Source organism: Flavobacterium degerlachei (genome assembly GCF_900106645.1).
Lineage (GTDB): Bacteria > Bacteroidota > Bacteroidia > Flavobacteriales > Flavobacteriaceae > Flavobacterium > Flavobacterium degerlachei.
Genome location: NZ_FNMV01000013.1, coordinates 37,295 through 62,766, shown reverse-complemented (window position 1 = coordinate 62,766; position 25,472 = coordinate 37,295). Strand labels below are relative to the sequence as shown.

General features: G+C 35.0%; 21 protein-coding genes. 13 read left to right on the top strand and 8 right to left on the bottom strand.

Going from position 1 to position 25,472, the window contains the following annotated elements:
- Positions 1–27: 27 nt before the first annotated feature.
- A complete protein-coding gene (gene purB / locus BLV91_RS13195; protein WP_091434107.1) occupies positions 28–1,374 on the top strand; it encodes an adenylosuccinate lyase in 1,347 nt (448 codons plus the stop codon).
- A gap of 231 nt (positions 1,375–1,605) precedes the next feature.
- Positions 1,606–3,843: a cation:proton antiporter domain-containing protein gene (locus BLV91_RS13190; protein ID WP_091434105.1), complete on the top strand. Its 2,238-nt coding sequence runs from the start codon at positions 1,606–1,608 to the stop codon at positions 3,841–3,843.
- 62 nt (positions 3,844–3,905) lie between these two features.
- On the opposite strand, the gene guaB is transcribed toward BLV91_RS13190, so the two are convergent.
- The 5 genes from guaB to BLV91_RS13160 all read right to left on the bottom strand — a co-directional run bounded on the left by guaB (position 3,906) and on the right by BLV91_RS13160 (position 9,910).
- Positions 3,906–5,378, bottom strand: a complete 1,473-nt coding sequence (gene guaB, locus BLV91_RS13185) for an IMP dehydrogenase (protein WP_091434103.1) — start codon at positions 5,376–5,378, stop codon at positions 3,906–3,908.
- A 328-nt stretch (positions 5,379–5,706) separates the two neighbouring features.
- Complete coding sequence (locus tag BLV91_RS13175; RefSeq protein WP_091434099.1) at positions 5,707–7,101, bottom strand: DUF5723 family protein; 1,395 nt, start codon at positions 7,099–7,101, stop codon at positions 5,707–5,709.
- Complete coding sequence (locus BLV91_RS13170; RefSeq protein WP_091434097.1) at positions 7,098–7,649, bottom strand: hypothetical protein; 552 nt, start codon at positions 7,647–7,649, stop codon at positions 7,098–7,100. Before BLV91_RS13170 ends, BLV91_RS13175 begins: the two co-directional genes overlap by 4 nt.
- A 108-nt stretch (positions 7,650–7,757) precedes the next feature.
- On the bottom strand, positions 7,758–8,621 hold the full coding sequence (locus tag BLV91_RS13165; RefSeq protein ID WP_091434095.1) for a hydroxymethylglutaryl-CoA lyase: 864 nt from the start codon (positions 8,619–8,621) through the stop codon (positions 7,758–7,760).
- Positions 8,622–8,887: 266 nt separating this feature from the next.
- On the bottom strand, positions 8,888–9,910 hold the full coding sequence (locus BLV91_RS13160; protein WP_091434093.1) for a quinone-dependent dihydroorotate dehydrogenase: 1,023 nt from the start codon (positions 9,908–9,910) through the stop codon (positions 8,888–8,890).
- 256 nt (positions 9,911–10,166) lie between these two features.
- Between BLV91_RS13160 and BLV91_RS13155 the strand changes: the two genes are divergently transcribed.
- From BLV91_RS13155 to BLV91_RS17035, 5 genes are all read left to right on the top strand, one after another.
- Positions 10,167–10,715 (top strand): histidine phosphatase family protein, encoded by a 549-nt coding sequence (locus BLV91_RS13155; RefSeq protein WP_091434091.1) that lies wholly within the window; start codon positions 10,167–10,169, stop codon positions 10,713–10,715.
- Between the two features lie 346 nt (positions 10,716–11,061).
- Positions 11,062–12,060 carry an SRPBCC domain-containing protein gene (locus BLV91_RS17140; protein ID WP_217636971.1) on the top strand — a complete coding sequence of 333 codons (999 nt, stop codon included), beginning with the start codon at positions 11,062–11,064 and terminating at the stop codon, positions 12,058–12,060.
- Between the two features lie 134 nt (positions 12,061–12,194).
- A complete protein-coding gene (gene pepT, locus BLV91_RS13145) occupies positions 12,195–13,472 on the top strand; it encodes a peptidase T (RefSeq protein WP_091434088.1) in 1,278 nt (425 codons plus the stop codon).
- Positions 13,473–14,060, top strand: a complete 588-nt coding sequence (locus BLV91_RS13140) for a YdeI/OmpD-associated family protein (protein WP_091434087.1) — start codon at positions 13,473–13,475, stop codon at positions 14,058–14,060.
- Positions 14,061–14,266: 206 nt separating this feature from the next.
- Positions 14,267–14,704 carry a hypothetical protein gene (locus BLV91_RS17035; RefSeq protein WP_175514008.1) on the top strand — a complete coding sequence of 146 codons (438 nt, stop codon included), beginning with the start codon at positions 14,267–14,269 and terminating at the stop codon, positions 14,702–14,704.
- Between the two features lie 83 nt (positions 14,705–14,787).
- Here BLV91_RS17035 and yajC read toward each other — a convergent pair whose 3' ends face one another.
- The 3 genes from yajC to BLV91_RS13120 form a co-directional block, all read right to left on the bottom strand.
- Positions 14,788–15,060, bottom strand: coding sequence for a preprotein translocase subunit YajC (yajC, locus tag BLV91_RS13130; protein ID WP_091434085.1), 273 nt, complete (start codon positions 15,058–15,060; stop codon positions 14,788–14,790).
- A 30-nt stretch (positions 15,061–15,090) separates the two neighbouring features.
- Positions 15,091–16,002, bottom strand: coding sequence for a transcription antitermination factor NusB (nusB, locus tag BLV91_RS13125; RefSeq protein WP_091434206.1), 912 nt, complete (start codon positions 16,000–16,002; stop codon positions 15,091–15,093).
- Between the two features lie 186 nt (positions 16,003–16,188).
- A complete protein-coding gene (locus tag BLV91_RS13120; protein ID WP_091434083.1) occupies positions 16,189–17,295 on the bottom strand; it encodes a Glu/Leu/Phe/Val family dehydrogenase in 1,107 nt (368 codons plus the stop codon).
- A gap of 200 nt (positions 17,296–17,495) precedes the next feature.
- Between BLV91_RS13120 and BLV91_RS13115 the strand changes: the two genes are divergently transcribed.
- From BLV91_RS13115 to BLV91_RS13090, 6 genes are all read left to right on the top strand, one after another.
- On the top strand, positions 17,496–19,256 hold the full coding sequence (locus tag BLV91_RS13115; RefSeq protein WP_091434081.1) for an ABC transporter ATP-binding protein: 1,761 nt from the start codon (positions 17,496–17,498) through the stop codon (positions 19,254–19,256).
- Between the two features lie 71 nt (positions 19,257–19,327).
- Entirely contained in the window at positions 19,328–19,711 is a 384-nt protein-coding gene (locus tag BLV91_RS13110; protein ID WP_091434079.1) for a PUR family DNA/RNA-binding protein, read from the top strand.
- Positions 19,712–19,819: 108 nt separating this feature from the next.
- On the top strand, positions 19,820–20,731 hold the full coding sequence (locus BLV91_RS13105; RefSeq protein ID WP_091434078.1) for a mechanosensitive ion channel family protein: 912 nt from the start codon (positions 19,820–19,822) through the stop codon (positions 20,729–20,731).
- Between the two features lie 104 nt (positions 20,732–20,835).
- Positions 20,836–22,005, top strand: a complete 1,170-nt coding sequence (locus tag BLV91_RS13100) for an MFS transporter (protein ID WP_091434076.1) — start codon at positions 20,836–20,838, stop codon at positions 22,003–22,005.
- A gap of 104 nt (positions 22,006–22,109) precedes the next feature.
- On the top strand, positions 22,110–24,629 hold the full coding sequence (locus tag BLV91_RS13095; RefSeq protein WP_091434074.1) for a cation-translocating P-type ATPase: 2,520 nt from the start codon (positions 22,110–22,112) through the stop codon (positions 24,627–24,629).
- Positions 24,630–24,636: 7 nt separating this feature from the next.
- Positions 24,637–25,458: a sulfurtransferase gene (locus BLV91_RS13090; RefSeq protein ID WP_091434073.1), complete on the top strand. Its 822-nt coding sequence runs from the start codon at positions 24,637–24,639 to the stop codon at positions 25,456–25,458.
- Positions 25,459–25,472: the final 14 nt, after the last annotated feature.

Here is a 25,472-nt window from a genome sequence, read left to right as displayed (position 1 = left end):
TGTGCCTTTCGAACAAATAACACAACAATGACTACTTTAAACGAATTGAATGCTATTTCTCCAATTGACGGAAGATATAGAAACAAGACTCTTTCTTTGGCTCCTTTTTTCTCTGAAGAAGCGTTAATCAAATACCGCGTATTGGTTGAAATTGAATATTTCATTGCTTTGTGCGAGGTTCCTTTGCCACAACTTAAAGGTGTAAACCCGGATTTATTCGAAAGTTTACGTAACATTTACAAGAACTTCTCAACTGAAGATGCGCTTTGGATCAAAGAAACTGAGAAAGTAACCAATCACGATGTTAAAGCGGTTGAATACTTCATCAAGGATGCTTTTGAAAAATTAGGGCTATCACAATACAAAGAGTTCATCCATTTTGGATTGACTTCACAAGATATAAACAATACTGCGATTCCACTTTCAACAAAAGAGGCTTTCGAAAAAGTATACATGCCTTCTTTGATCACTTTAACTTCAAAATTGAAAGATTTAAGTGTCGAATGGAAGGATATTCCAATGTTAGCAAGAACACACGGACAACCTGCTTCCCCTACTCGTTTGGGTAAAGAAATTGGTGTTTTTGTAGAACGATTAGAAGAGCAAATGCGTTTGTTGTTCAATATCCCTTTTGCTGCTAAATTTGGTGGAGCAACAGGAAACTACAATGCACATCATGTGGCTTATCCACAAATTGACTGGAAAAAATTTGGTGGAAATTTTGTTGAGGATATTTTAGGTTTACACCACTCTTTCCCAACAACACAAATTGAACATTACGATCATTTTGCTGCATTTTTTGACGCATTGAAAAGAATCAATACGATTATCATTGATTTGGACAGAGATATTTGGACGTACGTTTCAATGGAATATTTCAAACAAAAAATCAAAGCGGGAGAAATAGGATCATCAGCAATGCCACATAAAGTAAACCCAATTGACTTTGAAAACTCAGAAGGAAACTTAGGTATAGCAAACGCTATTTTTGAACACCTTTCTGCAAAATTACCGTTGTCAAGATTACAACGTGATTTAACTGACAGTACTGTTTTGAGAAACGTAGGTGTGCCAATTGGACATACAATAATCGCTTTTGAGGCTACTTTAAAAGGATTGAACAAATTATTATTGAATGAGCCTAAGTTCCACGAAGATCTAGAGAAGAACTGGGCAGTTGTTGCTGAGGCGATTCAAACGATATTGAGACGTGAAGCATATCCAAACCCTTACGAGGCATTGAAAGGATTAACAAGAACCAATGAAGCAATTGATAAAAAAGCGATTCATGGTTTTATTGCTACTTTAGAAGTTTCAGAAGAAGTAAGAGCTGAGTTAATGCAAATCACTCCAAGTAATTTCTTGGGAATCTAGAACTGAAATTAAAAAATAGTAAATTCTACGTTACTCTTTTTTTGAAATTAGTAAAAGTGAATTCATCTGAACGCTTATCAATTGAAAATCTACAAAAAAAGCTATCTTTATCGATAGCTTTTTTTAAGTTCCTTAATTAGAGCCTCTTTTTGAAACAAAGTTTAAATATTTAAATAAATCTTACTAGCCCCGTTTTGCAATGCATAGCTGGAATAGCTACAACAATAAAATATGAGTGTCGCAGCAACAGTAGCAGAAACTACAACACATTTAGAACCCTTAATTAGTGATCTAGGATTAATTCTTATGACCGCAGGTATTGCCGTTTTGATATTTAAAAAACTAAAACAACCCTTAGTTTTAGGATATCTAATTGCGGGATTTCTGGCAGGTACCCATTTTGATTTTTTCCCATCAGTAAAAGATGTCAAAAGTGTAGAAGTTTGGGCTGAAATAGGTGTTATCATCTTGCTGTTCAGTTTGGGTCTCGAGTTCAGTTTTAAAAAATTGATGAAGGTTGGAGGTACCGCCTCCATCACTGCCGTCACCCAAATCATAACGATGGTATTAGTCGGTTTTCTGGCTGGTAAATGGATGGGCTGGGGTCAAATGGATTCTATTTTTCTTGGAGTTATTCTTTCTATTTCATCTACCACAATCATCCTAAAAACCTTTGATGAACTGGGTGTTAAGGCCAAGAAATTTGCGGGAATAGTTATAGGCTCACTTATAGTTCAAGATATTGTTGCCATTTTGATGATGGTATTGCTTTCTACTGTCGCAGTAAGTCAGCAATTTTCTGGAACAGAACTGTTGATGTCGATTTTGAAACTCGTTTTTTTCTTAACAGCTTGGTTCATGGGCGGTATCTTCTTTATACCTTCATTATTAAAAAAAGCAAAGCCTTTATTAACAGATGAAATGCTGTTGATTATCTCACTTGCGCTTTGTTTAATGATGGTTATTTTAGCTTCAGATGTAGGTTTCTCACCAGCTTTAGGTGCTTTTATTATGGGATCTATTATTGCTGAGACTACGCAAGCTGAACATATTGAGCATTTAGTAAAACCAGTTAAAGATTTATTTGGAGCAATTTTCTTTGTATCTGTAGGAATGCTTATCGATCCAGTTATGCTTTATGAACATGCGGTACCAGTACTTATTTTAACTTTTATTACCATTTTTGGCCAGTCGATCAGTTCGACTATTGGTGCGCTTATATCTGGACAACCTTTAAAACAGGCAGTACAAACAGGAATGAGTTTGTCTCAAATTGGAGAATTTTCTTTTATTATAGCGACTCTTGGAATGTCACTGCATGTGACTAGTGACTTTTTATACCCTATTGTTGTTGCAGTATCAGCCATTACTACTTTTACGACTCCTTTTATGGTGAAGATGGCTGTTCCATTTTCAGAATTATTAGAACGAAAACTACCTAAAAAATGGGTCAAAAAAATAGCCAGATATAGCACAAATGCTCAAGCAATTCGATCCGTGAGTACATGGCAAATTGCCATTCGTGCTTATTTAATACAGATTGTTTTAAACACCATAATCATTACCTCGATTATCCTGTTGTCTGCCAACTTTATATTACCACTAGTAGAGAACTCAAAATTTGGTAATGCTATCGCAGCTTTGATTACTATTATTGTTATTTCTCCTTTTTTATGGGCGCTATCCTTACGTCGTGTAGCAGTTGAACAAGTAGATGCTTTATATAAAGAACGTAAATATAGAGGTCCTATATTAATGATGATTTTCTTTCGGATGGGGCTTGCCTTATTTTATATAGGGTTTCTTTTGAATATTTTCTTCTCTCCTATAATTGCATTTTTTGCTTTAGTAGTTGCGATCACTACCTATTTCTTTTTTCCCAAAAAATTGCATGCGCAGTATCACAAAATTGAAAATCATTTCCTGAAGAACCTCAACAATAGAGAAACCAAGAAAGTAGATCGCCGCCATGCTAATTTAACACCTTGGGACGGACATATGTCTACTTTTGAAATTGCCAAAGAATCTAGCTTAGCGGGGAAAACACTTCGTGAACTGCAGGTTAGAGAAGACTTAGGAATTAATATTGCTTTTATAAAACGTGGAGAATTAACCATTCAAATACCCAATAAATTAGAGCGCTTGTTTCCTGGTGATGAAATTTGCGTTATTGGAACTGATGAACAAGTAGAACAATTTTCTAATTTTCTATCAACGCATGAAATTAAAGTTCCTAAAAAGACCAGCAACGACCTCGTATTAAAACAAATAGAACTTAACAATCCTGAATTTATTGGAGTAAGCGTAGGACAATCAAAATTGAGAGAACGTACAAATGGACTTCTGGTAGGTATTGAACGTAATGGGCAACGCATCCTGAATCCCGAATCTAGTATTATTCTTCAAAAAGATGATATTTTATGGATTGTAGGGAACAATAAATTAATGAATGAATTGTTCAAAGAATAAAAGCAAAAAAGGCAAAAGTGAAACACTTTTGCCTTCTTTTATTATGAGCTATTGTCTTAAAATTATCTTGAATAATTAGGAGACTCTTTAGTAATAGTTACATTATGTGGGTGACTTTCGTTTATTCCACTTGCGGTGATACGAATAAAACGTCCTGTTTCTTGTAAAGTAGGAATGTCTTTTGAACCACAGTATCCCATTCCGGCACGAAGACCACCAATGAATTGTAACATACTTTCGTTCAATTCTCCTTTGTAAGGAACACGACCTACAATTCCTTCAGGAACTAGTTTCTTAACATCATCTTCAACATCTTGAAAGTAACGGTCTTTAGAACCAGTTTCCATTGCTTCAACAGAACCCATTCCGCGGTATGATTTGAATTTTCTACCTTCAAAAATAATAGTCTCTCCAGGAGATTCTTTAGTTCCAGCAAGAAGTGACCCTAACATCACACAATCAGCACCTGCGGCAATTGCTTTAGGAATATCTCCTGTATAACGAATTCCACCATCAGCGATTACTGGAACACCAGTTCCTTTTAAAGCTGCGGCAACTTCTAATACTGCAGAAAACTGAGGAAAACCTACTCCTGCAACAATACGAGTTGTACAAATTGAACCAGGTCCGATTCCAACTTTTACACCATCAGCACCATTTTCTACTAAAAATTTAGCAGCTTCTGGTGTTGCAATGTTTCCTACGATAACATCGATTTGAGGAAATTTACCTTTTACTTGTTTTAGTGTGTTTACTACACCTTGAGTATGTCCGTGAGCTGTATCAATAATAATAGCATCAACTCCAGCGTTTACTAAAGCTTCTGCTCTTTCAAGAGCGTCACCTGTAACTCCAATTGCAGCTGCAACACGCAAACGACCGAAAACGTCTTTGTTAGCAATTGGTTTTTGAGTTAATTTAGTGATGTCTCTAAAAGTAATTAATCCAACTAATTTATTGTCTTTATTTACTACTGGAAGTTTCTCGATTTTATGTCCTTGCAAAACTACTTCAGCTTGTTCTAGAGAAGTTCCTTCGGCAACGGTAACTAAATTTTCTTTAGTCATTACCTCAATGATTGCTCTAGCATTGTTTTTTTCGAAACGTAAATCTCTATTGGTAACAATTCCTTTTAATTTTTGATTTTCATCAACGATTGGAATACCACCAATTCCGTATTCTTTCATCGCATTTTTTGCGTCTGCCACAGTAGAAGTTAGTGGCAATGTAACTGGATCGATAATCATTCCTGACTCTGCACGCTTTACTTTACGTACTTTGGCAGCTTGTTGCTCGATAGTCATGTTTTTATGTAGAACACCTATTCCTCCTTCTTGAGCGATAGCAATTGCCATAGCACTTTCAGTAACGGTATCCATAGCAGCTGATACTATAGGAACGTTAAGCGTTATATTTCTTGAAAATTTTGATTGGATACTCACTTCGCGAGGAAGCACATTCGAGTAGTTAGGAACTAATAATACATCATCGTAAGTTAAACCTTCACCGATAATCTTTGAGTTGTGTGCTATCATGTTGCAATTTGTAGTTGAATTGCGTGCAAATATAGCAAATTATTTTGATTTATTTTTGAAAAATAGATAGGAATAAAAATTAACCCCTGCTGTAAACTATTTCTTAAATTCTTTAATAGGATAAATATTAATTTTAAAGCAGCTGTATGATAACTTAAAACTACTGCCCTAGCCCAGAGAGCAGTGGAAAGCCACGCAAAATAAAACAACTCTTTTTATCAGTTTTAAAAAGCGACCAAAGGAAGCTCTTTTAAAACTTTATAAAAATGTTGCTTTTATGAAGTGCTTGAAACGAATCGCTGGATTAGCTCCTGAAAAAAAAACTTAATTAAAAAGGTTCATTATTATCTTCAAAAATAAAATTCAGCCCGAACTGAAAGGAAAGACTGTTGGCTTTTGAAATATCCCGATATTCGAGAAGATTATCAGCTAAAACATACATATTAAACTTCCCGATATTAGTAGATAATCCCAAACCAATATTGGTGAAGGAATAAGAATCTACCGTATAAGTCGCTTTCAGCTGTAAATTGTCAAGGACATTTCTTCTATAATAGCCAGTCAAAGCCATGATGGGTGCTCTTGGCGCAGTCATCACAAACAATTGCGCTCCTACTGCATTTTTATAAGCCGCATCGTTATTTATGCAGTTGCAGTCAGCACCACGGGAATCATTGAATGAATACTGATAGGAAGCATTGAATTTAGCGGGTCTCCAAGTAGTGTACTTAGTATATATCGTGTCTAATGGAATGGCATCTTTAAATTCTTGATAGATACTTCTAGGGTCATCAACGCCATTAAAGCTAGGATTTACCCCTTCGTATTTATAAAGTCCTTTATAGGTAAAACGCTCTACTTCTTTAGAATGCTTTATAAAGCCAACATCCAAAACACTGGCTGTAATTTGAATATTTTTTTTAGGATAATAGGTAAAACCCAAATCAAAACCTAGCCCTAAGTTCCCTCCCAACAAGGTCTTTTTCTGTATATCACTAACAGTATCTACATCACTATCCTCATCAATATAGGCCGAAATCCCTGAGGTATTAAGCTGTGAATTAGAATAGATTACTTGTTCATAGGCCGTGGATGTTCCAAGATTTGTATAAATATATCCCGAATTGTTAGTTGAAGTCGCATTAAAAATACTGCTGTAAATCTTTCCTCTCGCGCCAACAATAAGGTTCTCCCTAATGTTTTTATTATAACCAATGTGCAACACCGAAAGCATTTCTGTTTTTAGGTTTAAATCTGCAAAATTGAATACTTTACCTATGTGATCTTTGTTACCATCGAGAGCGAGTATTGCTAAGTCCTTAGGCATATAAGAAAGGAAATCAAATTCCTGATACATTCCAAAAGAAACATACGCATGGTCTTGCCAATCTCCTACCTTAAAACCTCCTGTGAACAATTCAATTTGTTCGTTTATGGACACTTTATCTTTTCTAGAAGTAGAAGCTAGCACATTGCGCATTTTTAAATTAAAATCGACGCCGTCATTTGCAAAAAGGTCATAGGTAGAAAAACCCGTTGATCCCACATTTAATGAAATTCCCGAAAGTAAAGGAACGCCAAAATAATAGTTATATTTAAAATCAGCTCCAGGATTAGTTGACAAAGACTGAGGAACTGAGGTGAAATTATATAAAATTTGTTTGTTTTGAGACAAGCCACTAATCGATATTAATAGCAGCAAAATTAAGTACGCTTTTCTCATTCTATCACTAAATAAACGGTTGCATGTGATTTCAATTTCAAGCTTCCTAAGCTATTCTCACTTAATGCTGGGCCAGCAGCCATGACAAGTACGAATTCCAATCGTCTGGAGGCTTTTAGCAATTCAAGTTTAGCATTTTCGAAAATCTCAGTTTTATCTATAATAACGGCAGTACCATTAGAAGCCGGTACATCCATACGAATCGTATATATAACAGCATCATTCTGATCAATCAGATTTAGATCAAAAGAGTATGATCTGTTTATGGTGTTGGTAATTTCAAAGGAGAAATCAGCTCTTTTTAAATTCTGACGCAAAAATGAATCCCGAAAAACATCAAAATCCTGCGCATCAAAGAGTAAGTTTTTCTCCACTCCATTTTCTACAAATTGGTGGGCTGCAATATCAAAATAAGTAAGATTACCTACAATTACAGGTTCTAATCGTAAGTCATTTGCCTGATTAAAATCTAAATCACTAGAGCAAGAAAATAAAAAAAACGGAAGTAGGATTGTTCCTAAAATCGTATACAAGTGGTATTTAATCATTCTCAAAATTAAAATATAAAAGTAAATCTATTTGTAATATTACTAACGCTTTCTATGTTTACTTATTATTAACTTTTACATATTTATGAAAATATAATACAATATTGTCTAGTGAAATTCCCCAAATAATTTAGAGGCTTCGTTATAAGCACTTTCGAAACTCAAGGGATTGAGGCTTGTATTTTCCTTGTTAGCTGTAAAGTAGGACAACAATTTCTCTGTAGGCATATTACCTGTCAAGTCATCTTTAGCCATTGGACATCCACCAAATCCCTGAATAGCGCCATCATAACGACGACAGCCAGCTTTGTAGGCAGCATCAATTTTCTCGAACCATTTATCTGGTGTTGTGTGCAAATGGGCTCCAAACTCAATTTTGGGATACTGTGGAATTAGATTCGAAAATAAATAACTAATCACATCGGGCGTTGAGCTTCCTACGGTATCAGAGAGTGACAAAATTTTCACTCCCATTTTAGATAATCTCTCAGTCCAATCACCCACGATCTCAACGTTCCATGGATCTCCGTAAGGATTTCCAAAACCCATTGACAAATAGGCAACCACTTCTTTATTGCTTTTATCTGCCACTTCAAGAATCTCCTGCAAGCTAACTAAGGATTCCGCTATGGTTTTATGGGTATTCCGCATCTGAAAATTTTCTGAAATCGAAAAAGGGAAGCCTAAATATTGAATTTCAGCATGCTTAGAAGCCATTTCAGCTCCTCTTGTATTGGCAATAATCGCTAATAATTTACTAGTTGTTTGTGACAAGTCCAGTTGTTCCAAAACAGCTGCCGTGTCCTGCATTTGCGGAATTGCTTTAGGCGAAACAAAACTCCCAAAGTCAATTGAATCAAAACCTACTCTCAATAAAGATTGAATGTAAGCCACCTTTCTTTCGGTAGGAATGAATGGTTTTATGCCTTGCATGGCATCACGAGGACATTCGATAATTTTTATTGGTTCCATAGATTTCAAAGATAATAAAACTTGCAAAGTGGCAAAGAGTAGCTGCTATAAAGTTTGTTAAAAAAAACGGTGCTTTTTTACAACAAATTAGGTTTTATAGTCGTAAACATAAATATTACATAATTTGGCAGTAGATTATTATAGGTATTCACAAGTTTCATTTGTATATAAAAAAGAGTTCCCACAAAAAAACGGCAGCTAGAATTTCATTTCTTACTACCGTTTTTAAGTATGTGACGTTTCTCAATGAATAATGAAAAACTTAGTTATTTCAATCGCTCTAAAATCTTTTTATTAATGGCTTTCACCAAAGCAGGACCTTCGTAGATAAACCCAGTATACAATTGCACTAAACTAGCTCCAGCATCTAATTTTTCGATAGCATCCTCAGCAGAATGGATTCCTCCCACTCCAATGATTGGAAATGCTTTATTGCTTTTTTCAGATAAAAACCGAATTACTTCAGTAGAACGTTTTGTCAAAGGTTTCCCTGACAAACCACCCATTTCAGTTTTATTTTCGGATTGTAAGCCTTCTCTTGAAATAGTTGTATTTGTGGCAATCACTCCCGCAATTTTGGTTTCTTTCACAATATCAATAATATCTAATAATTGATCATCAGTCAAATCAGGTGCAATTTTTAAAAGTATTGGCTTTTGTTTTGGTTTAGCCAAATTTTTATTTTGCAGTGTTTGCAATAATTGCGTTAATGGCTCTTTGTCTTGCAGTGCACGAAGATTAGGTGTATTTGGTGAGCTTACATTCACCACAAAGTAATCAACATAATCATACAAAGCGTCAAAACAGATTTCGTAATCTGAAGTCGCTTCTTCATTTGGCGTAAGTTTATTTTTACCAATATTTCCACCTATAAGCACCCCATCGTTTGTTTTTAATCTTCCTACTGCTTCAAGAACACCACCATTATTAAACCCCATTCGATTTATAATTGCCGAATCTTCTTTTAAACGGAAAAGGCGTTTTTTCGGATTACCCTCCTGCCCTTTTGGCGTTAAAGTTCCGATTTCTATAAATCCAAAACCAAAATTTGACAGTTCCTTATATAACTTAGCGTCCTTATCGAAACCAGCGGCAAGACCTACAGGGTTTTTAAATTTCAAACCGAACACCTCAGTTTCTAAACGTTTGTCCTCTATCAAATAAAGTGAACGATAAATAGCTGAAAATCCAGGTAATTTAGAAGTAAAACGAATTAAAGAAAACGTAAAATGATGTATTTTTTCCGGATCAAAAAAGAAAAATAACGGACGAATAAGTAGTTTGTACATATAGAATTTGTTGTGTCCTGCAAAAATAGAATTATCTAGCCGATAATTAAATGTTTAACCGCTAATTTTACATAGCCTTGTGCAATACAGACCCAATAATTATCAAATAATGAGAACTATTACTAAAAAAAATACTTCTAGACATTAGATTTATCTATAAATTAGCAGCCTAAGAACGAATGAATATTAATCAAAGTCCACTTATCCTTTATTTCAGTATTGATTGAAAAAACCAACTATTAAAAGAAAACATTCCATGAAAAACATATTATTCCTCTTATTACTAATTTGCCTAAGCGCTACAGCGCAAAGTAATTTGCCTACTACAATTTATTTAGTCCGACATGCAGAAAAAGTTACTGATGATCCAACCAATAAGGATCCGATGCTTACTGAAAATGGCGAAAACAGAGCAATTGCTTTGGCAAAATCCTTTAATAAAATCGCAATAAACAACATTTACAGTACTAATTATAAGCGTACTATTGCTACAGCAACGCCATTAGCCAAAAAGCACAAAAAGGAAATAAAAATCTATGATTTGAAGCAATTAAAAACAGAAGCCGAGACCATTTTGAAAGACAACAAAGGTGAAAATGCCTTAATTGTAGGACATTCAAATACGGTCTTAGAAATGATTGAAGCTCTGGGTGGGAAACGGCCAATTCCTGTTGTTTCTGACCAAGAATATGACTATTTATTTCAACTTTTCATCGCAGCTGATGGATCGTCTGAGGTCAAAGTGATGCATTACGGAGCAATCAACTCCAATTCAGAGGGAATACAAATGATGCGAGCAAAATAATGATTTACATTCTTTTTTAGAAAGGAAAACAATTATCATAAATCTCAAAACCGAATCCATTATTACGATGGATTCGGTTTTTTTTGTTACAACTATAAAATGTGGCAGGCATAAGAATCTAAAAAATCAACCTTCAAGACCAACTTCACCTCAATTCTGTTTTAATTTTTCTATTCTACTTCCTTAGCTATCCTTCTAGTCCTTTTTTTAATAGAAATAAAAAAAGACAAATCCCGTACTTAAATAACCAGCCTTACAATATATAAACGTTTTATTAACAGCTAATTACAAAAATGATAACTAACTTTAATCAAACGAAAATTATTTCACTTAAAATAAATCTAAAATGGAAAAGCAAATTCAATCAAAAACGAAGGAAAAACAGAACGAGCAAGAACTGCGTCTTACATGGACATTTGATGCCGCTCGAGAACATGTTTGGAAAGCTTGGACAGACTCTGAAAGCTTCATAAAATGGTGGGGACCCAAACATTTTAGCTGCCCATTTTGCAGTATAGATTTTAAGGTTGGTGGTAAATATTTAAATTGTATGCTTTCGCGTGACGGAAGAGATTTTTGGAGCAGTGGCACGTATATAGAAATTATTCCCATGATGCGGATCGTATACACCGATTCCTTTTCGGATGAAAAAGGAAATATACTTCCTGCAACACATTACGGTATAGAAGGATTGCCATTAGAATTACTAGTAACAGTCACATTTGAAGAGTCTGAAGGCGGAACAAAAATGTCACTTTCACATGTAGGTATTCCGGCAGGCGAAATGCAAGATAGAATAAAAATGGGATGGAACGAATCCTTTGACAAACTCGAAAAAATGCTAATTACCACTAGGCTCGAAGTAAATCCAAAAATGAAAGTCATAGCGACGCCAGGTATGCAGGAGCTATTCATCATAAGAGAATTTGATGCTCCACAGGAAGTCGTTTTTAATGCGCACATAGATCCTGAACTTTACATCCAATGGCTTGGACCACGAGATCTCAAAACAACTTTGAAAACATTTGAGCCTAGAAGCGGTGGTAAATGGCGGTATGTCTCTAAAGACAATCTCGGAAATAAATATTCTTTTCACGGCTACTTTCATGAAGTTGCAAATCCAGCACTAATTATTTCTACTTTTGAATATGACCGGTTTCCTGAAAGTGGTCACGTATTTCTAAAAAGAATCACATTTGGCGCCTTGCCCAACAAAAGAACCAAACTAACTTACCAAGTTATATCCTTCACAGTATTTGATCGCGATTTTATGTTGCAATCTGGTATGGAAAAGGATTTTGAGGAAAGTTACGAGCGCCTAGATGAGCTATTGTCCAGAAAATAAATGGAGAAAATATGCTAAGACTGAGTACAACCAACCTTCAATAGTTAAGATTAGACTACATTATATGTTACTCGTTAAAACGAGGTCTTTTTTCAAATAAACAGTATCTTTGCTCTTCATTATAAAAAAAATTTATGCAACATATAATCGACCGTTTCATCAGCTATGTAACTATTGATACGGAATCTGACGCAAACTCTGAGACTACACCAAGTACAGCAAAACAATGGGATCTTGCCAATAAATTAGTTGAGGAACTAAAAGCCATCGGGATGCAAGACGTAACGATAGATGACAAATCATACATCATGGCTACTTTACCTAGTAATGTGGATCATGAAGTGCCCACAATAGGTTTTGTTTCTCATTTTGACACCACTCCTGACTTTACGGGAGCAAATGTAAAACCACAAATCATCCCTAATTACGACGGGAAAGACATTATACTGAACGCAGAGCAAAACATCATATTATCACCAAGCTATTTCAAAGATTTATTGCTATACAAAGGGCAAACTTTGATTACGACTGATGGTACAACCTTACTTGGCGCAGATGACAAGGCAGGAATTACCGAAATTATGACCGCAATGGAATTCTTGATTAACAATCCTGAAATCAAACACGGAAAAATTAGAGTGGGTTTTACACCTGATGAAGAAATTGGTCGCGGAGCACACCACTTTGACGTAGATAAATTTGGTGCTGATTGGGCTTACACCATGGACGGAAGCCAGGTAGGTGAACTAGAATATGAGAATTTTAATGCGGCTGGAGCCAAAATTACTTTCAAAGGTAAAAGTGTACATCCTGGATATGCCAAAGGTAAAATGATCAATTCTATTTTGATTGCCAATAATTTTATCAATGCTTTACCTAAAGATGAAACACCGCAAGAAACTAGAGGTTACGAAGGTTTCTTTCATGTAAACCATCTAAGCGGAAGTATTGAAGAAACAGTTGTAGAGTTAATTATCAGAGACCACAACAAGAAAAAATTTGAAAAGCGCAAGGAACTAATTGAGAAAATCACCAAGAAAATCAATAAGAAATTTGCGAAACAATTTGGAGAAGATATCGTAATTACTGAAATTAAAGACCAGTATTACAATATGAAGGAAAAAGTAGTTCCAGTAAAACATATTGTAGATATTGCTGAAAAAGCGATGAAAGAGGTTGACGTAAAGCCATTAATAAAACCAATCCGTGGCGGAACAGATGGTTGCCAATTATCATATAAAGGATTACCCTGCCCGAATATTTTTGCCGGTGGACATAATTTTCATGGAAAATATGAATATGTTCCTGTAGAAAGCATGCAAAAAGCAGTTGAAGTAATTGTGAAAATTGCTGAGCTGACTTCAATGCCTAATTTTGGACTAGAAGCACCAAAAACTAAAAAGAAGAAATAATTGGAATCATCCAAACCAAAAAAACATATTTGGCACAAAAATAATAACTGGACAGAAGAGTTAAATCTCTTAAAAGAAATTATTGCCCAGACTGAGCTTGTAGAAACTACAAAATGGGGTGGCCCAGTTTATGTTTTAGATGGAAAAAATGTTTTGGGTATTGGAGGATTTAAAAGTTATTTCGGAATCTGGTTCTTTAACGGTATTTTCCTTGAAGACAAAAAAAATGTATTAATTAATGCTCAAGAAGGAGTTACCAAATCCTTGCGGCAATGGCGCTTTTCTTCAAAAGAAGAAGTCAGTGAAAGTGAAATACTAGCATACATTCATGAAGCCATCGCCAATGAAAAAACTGGAAAAGTAATTAAGCCCGCTAAAAAAGAAGCTCTTGTTTCAGTACTACTGCAACAGGAATTAGACAACGATCCTGCTTTGGCGAAAGCCTTTCAGCAGTTCTCAGCGTCGAAGCAAAGAGAATTTCAGGAATACATTGAAGAAGCTAAAAGGGAACCAACTAAACTTTCTCGAATGGAAAAAATAAAGCCAATGATTATGCAAAATATTGGTTTGAATGATAAATACAAATGATAAAAGTCCCATGAAAATGGGACTTTTTACGTTTCAGAACGTTTCTGAATTCATTTTTCTTACACTTTACAGCTTCAGATCTATAGGCAAAAACTTAACATTGTCGTGTTTCTTTATTCACTATATTTACTATTAACCTTATTATCAGTTCCTTTACCTTAGAACAAAAAAGGCAATACTATTATAACTAAACCGACTACTCAATCATGGATGAAAAAAAAGAAGAGTTAAAAACTCCAGTAACTCCAGCAGCTTCGGCTACCAATAAAAAGGTAGCGCCTGCTAGAACTAGAAAGCCAGCCGTTAAAAAACCAACAACTGATACTGCACCGAAACCCGTCAAAGAAGCAGCTGTAGAGAAAAAACCAATTGAAATTCAGAAAGACTCTATTTCGCAAGACAAAAATGACGAAAAGAAAAAGAAAAAAAGTCAGCTGAAGAAATTGAAGGATAAAGAGAAAGGGAAATTAAAAAAAATGATTGTTAAAGAAATAGCCAAACAAAAAGCGAAAGCTAAAAAGGCAAAAGCTAAGAAAGCAAAAAAAGATAAAGCGAAGAAAGCAAAATTAAAATCGAAGCTTAAAGCTAAAAAAGCCAAGGCTAAATCAAAAAAGGCTAAGAAAAAATCAAAAAGCAAAAAGTGATTTCTTTTTACTTTTTACCAAAAAAAAAGTCCCATTCAGAACTATTTTCCGAATGGGACTTTTTTATATGCTTAAAAAAAATATTATTTTTTTGCTACAGCAGCACTCATTTCCATAGAAATTGCAGAACGCTCCATTTTTAATTTTCCAGCCATTGTTTCGATAACAACAGTAGTATCAGCAAGCTCAGAAACTTTTCCATGAAGACCACTTTTAGTTACGATCTTATCACCCACTTTTAAAGCAGTTTCAAATTCTTTTTCACTTTTTGCTTTTTTCTGTTGTGGTCTAATCATAAAGAAATAGATTACTACAAACATTAATAGGAAAGGGGCAAATTGAGTTAATTGTTCCATAATTTTTTATTCTTTTTTTATTTATTACTATTACATTAATCCGCGACCGGTCTTAATCATTTTTTTATTGGCTTCCAGCTCTTTAACTAAATTATCTAAAATACCGTTGATAAAAATACTACTTTTTGGAGTAGAATACTCTTTGGCAAGTTCTAAATATTCGTTTAAAGTTACTTTAACAGGAATTGACGGGAATTTCAAAAGCTCACAAATAGCCATTTTTAAAATAATGGTATCTACCTCAGCAATTCGATCGCTATCCCAATTTGGAGTTTTATCAACAAATTCCTTTGCTAATTCAGGTTCGTTCAAAACTGTTTTTCTAAACAATTCTTTAACGAAAGCCTTGTCTTCGCTATCCTTGTACACTTTAGGAACAGTGAAATCATCATCCATGATAGGTTTCATTGCCTTCAACTGCTTAATGATATGCGTATTTACCAATGGAATATCATCAATCCAAGTAAGTTTATCGTCTTCTAAAAATTCGTACAGCTTTTCGTTTGGCACGATTACTTCTACAAACAAATCGGCAATAAGCTTTCTGTCTTCTTCAAAAGAACTTACTGGATTACTCATGTAATCAGTATACAACGTACTCGCTTTTATAGCATTCAATAACAACGAAATATAATCATCATTCAAGGTCCAAGCATCCATTTTACGAGTCTCCATAGCAATGCTTAGAGAATTGTTTTCAGCTAGAATTTGAAAAATACTGTTTTTAATAAACTTTTCGTTGGGTTTGCGTTCTTCAGGAGTTGCAAGATGCTTAAGACTTGATTTATGAAGAAAGACTGTTTCTTTTTTACAAATTTCCATCAGAGAGGAAATCATTGTAAGGTATAAATCTTGAATATTGTCGATACTATAAAAAAGAAATTTTTCTTCTTTCTCTAAGTTATCAGAACCGTTTTGATGCATCGCATAAATGGATTGCATGACTTTAACGCGTATGTGTCTTCTATTTACCACCTTGTAAGAACTTTTGTTAAATTATTTTGCAAAAATAAGAATTTCATCCTTGAAAATAAAATATATAATTGCTTATTTTGAAAGTATTCAATGATCCCCATTCAGTGGTCGCAATAAAACAACTACTGAATGGGGATTCATGAATTCTGAATACTATTTTTTACTGTTCTCGATTCTTCTTTGATCGATTCTGTTTTGAGCAATAGTAAGCGCTGCTTGATGCGTCGTTATTCCTTTTGCAACTGCATAATCGATGATTTCTAAAGTCGTATTATAAATATTTTCTGTTTTACTCATTATCTCCTCTTTTCCATAATGTGCTAATTCAGCATAAACATTGATAATACCACCAGCGTTAATCAAGAAATCAGGCGCATAAAGAATACCACGTTCCTGTAAAATAGCACCGTGAATATCTTCGTTTGCCAATTGGTTATTAGCTGCACCCGCAATCACTTTTGCTTTTATTTTATGAACCGTATTGTCATTAAGAGTCGCTCCCATTGCACAAGGCGCATAAATATCTACATCAGCAGTATATAAATCTTCACCCGTGAATATTTGAGCATTATATTTAGAACCTACTTCATACAATTTTTCTTCATTGATATCAGCAATGGTAACAATAGCTCCTTCTTTAGTTAAATAATCTACTAAAGTTTCCCCAACGTGACCAATCCCTTGAACCAAGACTTTTTTACCCGTAAGCACGTCAGAGCCAAATTGATGTTTTGCTGCTGCCTTCATCCCCATATATACTCCATAAGCAGTAACAGGTGATGGATTTCCAGCTCCACCTCTTGATTCAGAAATCCCCGTAACGTATGGCGTTACATCTCTCACGATATCCATATCACTAGTTTCCATTCCTACATCTTCAGCAGTAATGTATCTTCCGCTTAAAGAATGTACAAATTCACCAAACTTGCGCATCAATTCAGGTGTTTTTTGAGTTTTGGCATCGCCCCAAATTACGGCTTTCCCACCACCAATATTTAATCCCGTAATCGCTGCTTTATAGGTCATTCCGCGTGAAAGACGCAATACATCATTTAACGCATCCCATTCAGTTGCATAATTAAACATCCTTGTTCCTCCCAAAGCAGGTCCCATAACCGAATTATGAATACCAATAATTGCTTTTAAACCCGTATCTTTGTCGTTGCAAAAAACAATCTGTTCATGATCATCAAATGATAATTGTCCAAATACGGGATCCATTTTTTGAAGTTCCTTTGCTGTTGTGAAAGCTGCATTCATATCGTTAATTTTTATAATGGTGAAATTATGAATTTGTCAAAAAGACAAATCAAAATTACATAAAAAATACAGATATGTCAATATTTTTAATGAAAATCAGCAATTTGACAGCATTTGTACCAAAAATAAAATTTACAATTATTAAAAATTGATTAAAAGTCAATAAAAAAACCCATTTCAATACAGAATATCTTAAAAAAATGAAAGAATTACTTTATTTAAACAAATATTTCGTTAAATATAAATACCGCTTTTTACTCGGAATACTATTTACCATAATTGCTCAAATCTTTATGCTGTTCACCCCAAAACTGATCAGCAAATCTTTCAAGGTTATTGAATCTTTTTCAAAAGACAAAACCATTGCCACCTCAGTAATTCGTCAAGAGCTGACTTCAAATATCTTACTAATAATTGCCACCACAATTATTGCTGGATTTCTTACCTTTTTGATGAGACAAACCCTAATTGTAATGTCGCGACACATTGAATTTGATTTAAAAAACGAGGTGTTTAGACAGTATGAAAACTTATCCCAAAATTTCTATAAAAAGAACCGTACAGGTGATTTGATGAACCGTATAAGTGAAGATGTTTCGAAGGTGAGAATGTACGTAGGACCAGCGGTTATGTACACCATAAATACCATTATTCGTTTTACAATTGTTATTATGTACATGTATAATGTTTCTCCCAGATTAACTTTATACACGATTCTTCCCTTGCCTTTGTTGTCTTATGGAATTTTTAAATTGAGTTCAGAAATCAATAAGAGGAGCACTATTTTCCAACAATACCTATCAAAAGTATCTAGTTTTACACAAGAAATATTTTCTGGAATCCGTGTAATTAAGGCCTACTCACTAGAAGACCAACATCAAAACAACATGGTGAATCTGGCAAACGAAAGCAAACAAAAAAGTTTAAACTTAGCCAAAGTACAATCATTGTTTGGGCCGCTTATGTTGGCTCTTATCGGTATTAGTAACCTTGTAGTGATTTATTTTGGAGGTTTAATGTATATTGACGGAACGATTAAAAGTATTGGTACAATCGCCGAATTTATTTTATATGTCAACATGCTTACCTGGCCAGTAGCATCATTAGGTTGGGTTTCCTCTATGGTTCAAGAGGCAGAAGCATCACAAAAAAGATTGAATGAATTCCTTAAAATTGAGCCAGAAATAACAAATAAGAACCCAGAGAAATCCATCATAAACGGCTCGATTTCATTCGAAAACGTAAGCTACACATATGAAGACACCAATATAAAAGCAATAAAAAATATTTCATTTACAGTCAAAAAAGGAGAAACCTTAGCCATACTTGGTAAAACGGGTTCTGGAAAATCAACTGTTCTGTCTTTAATTTCACGAATGTATGATGTTACTGAAGGTAAAGTCACAATTGACAATAAAGAGATTAGCTCTTTAAACCTTTTTGATCTTAGAAACAGCATTGGAATTGTGCCACAAGATGCATTTCTATTTTCTGATTCGATTAAGAATAATATCAAGTTTGGTAAGGAAGACGCAAGCATGGACGAAGTAATTGCAGCGGCAAAAAATTCAGTTGTACATGACAACATTATTGGATTTAACAAGCAATACGACACCGTTCTGGGCGAAAGAGGAATAACATTATCAGGAGGACAAAAGCAACGGGTTTCCATAGCTAGAGCTATTATTAAAAACCCACCTATTTTACTCTTTGATGACTGTTTATCAGCAGTTGACACTGAAACTGAAGAAGCTATATTAAATAACCTAAATGAAATTTGCAAAGACAAAACAACCATTATTGTTAGTCATAGAGTATCATCAGCTAAGAATGCAGATAAGATCATGATTCTTGAAGACGGAAAAATCATCCAACAAGGATCTCATAACCAGTTGATAAATGAAGAAGGCTATTATGCTTCCTTGTATTTAAAACAACTTTCCGAAAAAGAATTGCTGTAATTGTTGTTTAATACATATATTTTTAGGATTTTTGGTTACGATTTAATAACCATAAATTGACTGAAAAGATTATGAGAGAAAATGACATGTTAGAAAAAGAGGAGATTTTTTCTAAAGTTTTGCGTGCAGGAAGAAGAACATACTTCTTTGATGTAAGAGCTACAAAAGCGGATGATTATTATATTACGATTACTGAAAGTAAAAAATTCACCGAAGAGGATGGATCATTTCACTTCAAAAAGCATAAAATATATTTATATAAAGAAGATTTTGCAGCTTTCTCAGAAATTCTTAACGAAATGACTTCCTACGTCTTGAACCACAAAGGCGAAGAAGTAATATCCGAAAGACATCAGAAAGATTTTAAAAAAGAATATACTACTGAAAAAGTATTGGCTGAAGAAACAGTTCCCGAAACATCAAGTTTTATCGATATTGATTTTGATGACATTTAATATTTATTTTTAAATTAAATGTTTTGCACCACAAGCAAAAAGTCCAAAAATCATATGGTTTTTGGGCTTTTTGTTTATTAAATAATTACGAATTAAATTACATTATTCATGAAGGAAATTGCATTGAAATATACAGAAAAATATGCGGAGCTGATAATTCCATGGCTTATGACAAGTGGACTTAAAATCGTATTTCTCATCATAGGAGCTTTAATCCTTAATAAAGTAATCACTACTTTCATCGAAAAAGCAGTTCGTATCGCCGTTAGACCAGACGGAATTTCCTCTAAAGAAGCTGAAGAAAAAAGAGAAAACACCTTGATCCAAATATTTACCACTACGGCAAACATTTCATTGCTGACTATTACCGGTTTAATGGTGCTTCAAGAATTTGGTGTAGAAATCGCTCCAATCTTGGCTGCTGCAGGAATTGTAGGATTGGCATTTGGTTTTGGAGGACAGTACCTGATTCGAGATATTATTTCAGGTCTTTTTATCATTCTTGAAAACCAATACCGTATAGGCGATGTAGTGAGCTTTGATAATGCAAGTGGAACTGTTCAAGAAATCAGTTTAAGAAAAACAATGTTAAGAGATCTTGACGGAACTGTTCACCATATTCCTCATGGGGAGATAAAAAAAGTATCCAATTTCTCAAAAGATTTTTCACGAATCAATCTTGATGTAGGTGTAGGATACAGTTCTAATTTAGAACATGTGATAGCGGTTATAAACAGAACTGGAACTGAGCTAGCTCACGATCCTATTTGGAAAGACTCCATTATCCTTGTTCCTCAGTTTTTAAGAGTGAATGATTTTGCCGATTCTGCCATAATGTTAAAAATATTAGGTGAAACTTTACCAAGCAAACAATGGGAGATTACCGGAGAACTTCGCAAAAGGCTAAAAGTAGCTTTCGACAAAGAAGGAATTGAAATTCCATTTCCACAGATGGTTGTGCACCAAACTAAAGAACCGGAGAAAGAGACCGATAAAAAGGAAGATGTAGAACTAGATTAGTTTTTCATAGCTTAATCCGTTCAAATTTAAAAGGTCTGAAAATCAATTGGTTTTCAGACCTTTTTATTTACATTTATAGGAACATTAACAAACAATCTCAAATTTTGAAAAACATCAGCCGGACCGTCTGGATTTTATCATTAATCAGTTTGTTTACTGATACCGCAAGCGAAATGCTGTATCCTATAATGCCTATATATTTAAAATCTATCGGTTTTTCAATCATTCTTATCGGAGTTCTTGAAGGTGTTGCCGAAGCGACTGCCGGACTCAGTAAAGGGTATTTTGGAAAACGCTCTGATGTAACCGGCAAAAGAGTTCCTTTTGTACAAATGGGCTATGCCTTAAGCGCTATTTCAAAACCCATGATGGCCGCCTTTATTTACCCCCTATGGATTTTCTTTGCTCGCACAATTGACCGTTTCGGAAAAGGTATCAGAACAGGCGCTAGAGATGCAATACTGTCTAATGAAGCTACTCCTGCAACCAAAGGAAAAGTTTTTGGGTTTCATCGTTCTATGGATACTTTAGGAGCAGTACTAGGCCCTTTATTGGCTTTACAATACCTCTACTTCTACCCCGAAGATTATAAAACCCTATTCTATCTTGCTTTTATTCCAGGCTTATTGGCAGTAGGCGCCTCCTTTTTTTTGAAAGAGAAAAAGAGAAAAAATAGTATCGAACTGAAACCAACTCCTTTTTTTTCCTTTCTAAATTACTGGAAAACTAGTCCAGCCCTATATCGAAAAGTGGTAACTGGACTTTTAGCTTTCACCTTATTCAATAGCTCCGATGTTTTCCTTTTGCTTCAAGCCAAACAATCAGGCTTAAGTGATACTGCAGTAATTGGTATTTATATTTTCTACAATCTTGTTTACTCACTGTTTGCGCTTCCCTTAGGAATATTGGCAGATCGAATTGGATTAAAGAAAATGTTGATTTACGGAATTGGAGTTTTTGCCATTGTCTATTTCGGAATGGGCTTCAATCACAATACTTATATTTTCATTGGACTGTTTGCCCTATATGGAATTTACGCTGCAGCAACAGAAGGCGTTTCAAAAGCATGGATTAGCAACATTACAAACAAAGAAGATACTGCAACAGCCATAGGTACTTTTTCAGCTTTCCAAAGTCTCTGCACCATGTTAGCAAGTTCTTTCGCAGGACTCATTTGGTATAATTTCGGATCTAACACCACTTTTATCGTAACTGGAACGGCAAGTATTCTAATATTGCTTTATTTTATTTTCATGACCTCAGAAAAGAAATAAAAGAACATTAAATCTAATAATCAAATTTATAAAACACTGCAAAACAACTCTTTTAATAAAACTAAAAATCTTATATTTGAGTATCATAATTCATCCTGATTTCAATGTCAAAAAAAATAAATATTCCAGACAGCATTATTGGCCTGACCGATATTGAAGTACAAGTCTCAAGAGAACAGTTTGGTAACAACGAACAAATACACAAGCAAAAATACAGATGGTGGTTAGCCCTTTTTGATCTCTTCAAAGAACCAATGCTTATATTATTGATAGCGGTTTCCATCATTTATTTTATTTTGGGCCAAAACAATGAAGCCTACTTTATGCTTGCTGCTATAATCGCCGTTTCTGGAATTTCTTTTTACCAAGACAACCGCAGCCGAATTGCATTGGAAGCTTTAGAAAAACTGAATGAACCATTAAGTACCGTTCTTAGAAGCGGATTAGAACAAAGCATTCCTACCAAAGAGATTGTTATCAATGATCTTGTCATTGCCAAGGAAGGCAATACTATTAATGCTGATGGAGAAATAGTTCACAGTAATGATTTCTCAGTAAATGAATCAGCGCTTACAGGAGAAGCCTATGCTGTTTTTAAATCAGAAAAAACAGATAACAAGACCATTTACAGCGGCACCTTGGTTGCATCAGGACTAGCTGTTTACAGAGTAAATAAAATTGGAACTAAAACTGAAATAGGAAAACTAGGAAGCTCTTTACTTAACATCAAAGAAGAACCGACACCGTTACAAGTACAAATTGAAAAATTTGTAAAGGGTATGGCTATTATTGGTATTATTATTTTCTTATTGGTTTGGGGCGTCTATTTCTGGAAAACTCATGATTTACTCAACAGTTTATTGAAAGGATTGACATTAGCCATGTCCATTCTTCCAGAAGAAATCCCTGTAGCCTTTACCACCTTTATGGCATTGGGATCGTGGAGATTAATGAAAGAAGGCGTAATTGTCAAAAAAATCAGAACAGTAGAAACCTTAGGAAGTGCGACGATTATCTGCACCGACAAAACGGGAACCATAACCCAAAACAAAATGAGCTTACAATCCGTCTATGCTTTCAATAGTGATAAACTATATGAAAAGGAAGATTGGAAAAATGAAAACGCAGAAAAAGTAATTGAAACGGCCATGTGGGCAAGCGAGCCCGTTCCTTTTGACCCAATGGAAAAAAGTTTGCACCGTGAATACGCAAAAACAACAACTGCTGACAGCAGACGCGATTTTTCAATGGTACATGAATATCCTCTTGACGGGAAACCTCCCATGATGACCCATTTATTTCAAAATAAAGAAGGAAAGCGAATCATTGCAGCCAAAGGTGCTCCTGAAACCATTATAAAAGTAGCTAACCTCAACACTGAAGAGAAAGCCAGAATACATAAAACTATAGACACTTTGGCATCCAAAGGCTACCGTATCTTGGGCGTTGGCTATTCTGAGTTCAAAGGAACAGATTATCCAAAAAACCAACAAGATCTCCCGTTCATTTTTGTAGGGTTGGTGGTGTTTTATGACCCACCAAAAGCCAATATTCAACAAGTTATCCAGCAATTTTATGATGCCGGAATTCAGGTAAAAGTAATAACAGGAGACAATAGCGTTACCACAAAAGCGATTGCAGAAATGGCTGGTATCAAAAACCCTGATTCTGTGATGGAGGGCGAAGAAATTATGCAACTCGATAATGGCGAAATGCTAAAAGCCATTCACGACTCTACGCTTCTGACCCGTATGTTCCCTGAGGCCAAATTAGCCGTGGTGAATGCACTCAAAAAAGACAATCAAGTAGTAGCCATGATTGGTGACGGTGTAAATGATGGGCCTGCGTTAAAAGCTTCTCACATTGGAATTGCCATGGGAAAGAAAGGAACTGAAATCGCAAAAACTGCTGCCGACTTAATTTTGGTCGATGATGATTTATCAAAAATGGTTGTCGCCGTTGCTGCAGGACGTCGTATCTATACTAATCTCAAAAAAGCAGTACAATATATTGTTTCCATACACATTCCTATTATCCTTACGGTTTCATTACCGCTGTTTTTAGGATGGATTTATCCGGATATTTTCACCCCAGTTCACGTTATTTTTTTAGAATTAGTCATGGGCCCCATGTGTTCCATTGTGTATGAAAATGAACCTGAAGAAAAAAATAGTATGTTACAAAAGCCTCGACAGTTAGGTAGCACTTTTTTATCATTGAAAGAAATGGGGATAAGCATCATACAAGGAATTGTGATTACGATAGGAATATTATTTGTGTATCAGTTAACGGCGCAAAGTGGTGGAGGCGAAAATTTAACGCGAACGATGGTTTTTACCACTTTAGTATTTTCAAACATAATTTTGTCATTAGTCAATCGCTCGTTTTATTATTCCGTTTTTACTTCATTGAAGAACAAGAATAACATGATGGTATTCGCTAATTCAGCAACACTCCTAATGCTAGTACTGATTATTTACGTTACTCCTATTGCCGAATTTTTCTCGGTTTTACCTCTACAAATCCACCAAATTGGGATTTGCATTTTGGTAAGCGCTGTTTCTGTGGGTTGGATCGAAATCTGGAAATGGCACAAACGCAATACAACAACATCTACAAAATAAATATACAATGAAAAAACCTATAGTATCCGTAGAATGGCTTCATGAGCATCTTGATGATTCCGATTTAATTATACTCGACGCAAGCCAACAAGTAAACCAAGCAAAAGTAGAATCACAATATCAGGATATCCAAATTGTAGGTGCCCGCTATTTTGATATTAAAAATGAATTCAGCGATACCGATAGCCCTTTACCCAACACACTTCCCACTGCAGAAGCATTTTCAAAAGCAGCTAGAAATCTAGGAATCAACAAAGACAGTAAAATTGTCGTTTATGACAGTTTAGGAGTTTATTCGAGTCCAAGAGCTTGGTGGTTGTTTAAAATCATGGGACATTCAAATGTTTGGGTGTTAGATGGCGGCCTGCCTGAATGGGTTAGCCAAGGTTATGAAGTTGAAAAAACACAAAAACACGACTATGCCTTAGGGAATTTTGTATCGAATTTCAAACCAGAGATGTTTAAAACCAAAGAGCAGATTTTAGAAAATATAGCAACTAAAGATGCCGTATTGATTGATGCACGATCTCAAGATCGTTTTCTGGGTGAGACACCGGAACCTAGGGAAGGATTGCGAAGCGGACATATTCCAGGATCCATTAACATTCCATACACCAGACTTTTGAATGACGGCAAATTTTTACCCAAAGAAGAATTGGAAAAAATATTACCGCAAGACAACAAGCCCTTATTGTTTAGTTGTGGCTCTGGAGTGACGGCTTGCATTGATTTGATTGCATACGAACTAATTGAAAATAAGAACCCAAAAGCAATTTATGACGGTTCCTGGACAGAATGGGGACAGATTGACAGTTTACCAATTGAGTGATTTTTAGTTCAGTC

Coding starts and splice junctions, on each gene's coding strand:
- purB (WP_091434107.1), top strand. CDS start 28: ATGACTACTTTAAACGAATTGAATGCTATTTCTCCAATTGACGGAAGA.
- BLV91_RS13190 (WP_091434105.1), top strand. CDS start 1,606: ATGAGTGTCGCAGCAACAGTAGCAGAAACTACAACACATTTAGAACCC.
- guaB (WP_091434103.1), bottom strand. CDS start 5,378: ATGATAGCACACAACTCAAAGATTATCGGTGAAGGTTTAACTTACGAT.
- BLV91_RS13175 (WP_091434099.1), bottom strand. CDS start 7,101: ATGAGAAAAGCGTACTTAATTTTGCTGCTATTAATATCGATTAGTGGC.
- BLV91_RS13170 (WP_091434097.1), bottom strand. CDS start 7,649: ATGATTAAATACCACTTGTATACGATTTTAGGAACAATCCTACTTCCG.
- BLV91_RS13165 (WP_091434095.1), bottom strand. CDS start 8,621: ATGGAACCAATAAAAATTATCGAATGTCCTCGTGATGCCATGCAAGGC.
- BLV91_RS13160 (WP_091434093.1), bottom strand. CDS start 9,910: ATGTACAAACTACTTATTCGTCCGTTATTTTTCTTTTTTGATCCGGAA.
- BLV91_RS13155 (WP_091434091.1), top strand. CDS start 10,167: ATGAAAAACATATTATTCCTCTTATTACTAATTTGCCTAAGCGCTACA.
- BLV91_RS17140 (WP_217636971.1), top strand. CDS start 11,062: ATGGAAAAGCAAATTCAATCAAAAACGAAGGAAAAACAGAACGAGCAA.
- pepT (WP_091434088.1), top strand. CDS start 12,195: ATGCAACATATAATCGACCGTTTCATCAGCTATGTAACTATTGATACG.
- BLV91_RS17035 (WP_175514008.1), top strand. CDS start 14,267: ATGGATGAAAAAAAAGAAGAGTTAAAAACTCCAGTAACTCCAGCAGCT.
- yajC (WP_091434085.1), bottom strand. CDS start 15,060: ATGGAACAATTAACTCAATTTGCCCCTTTCCTATTAATGTTTGTAGTA.
- nusB (WP_091434206.1), bottom strand. CDS start 16,002: ATGCAATCCATTTATGCGATGCATCAAAACGGTTCTGATAACTTAGAG.
- BLV91_RS13120 (WP_091434083.1), bottom strand. CDS start 17,295: ATGAATGCAGCTTTCACAACAGCAAAGGAACTTCAAAAAATGGATCCC.
- BLV91_RS13115 (WP_091434081.1), top strand. CDS start 17,496: ATGAAAGAATTACTTTATTTAAACAAATATTTCGTTAAATATAAATAC.
- BLV91_RS13110 (WP_091434079.1), top strand. CDS start 19,328: ATGAGAGAAAATGACATGTTAGAAAAAGAGGAGATTTTTTCTAAAGTT.
- BLV91_RS13105 (WP_091434078.1), top strand. CDS start 19,820: ATGAAGGAAATTGCATTGAAATATACAGAAAAATATGCGGAGCTGATA.
- BLV91_RS13095 (WP_091434074.1), top strand. CDS start 22,110: ATGTCAAAAAAAATAAATATTCCAGACAGCATTATTGGCCTGACCGAT.
- BLV91_RS13090 (WP_091434073.1), top strand. CDS start 24,637: ATGAAAAAACCTATAGTATCCGTAGAATGGCTTCATGAGCATCTTGAT.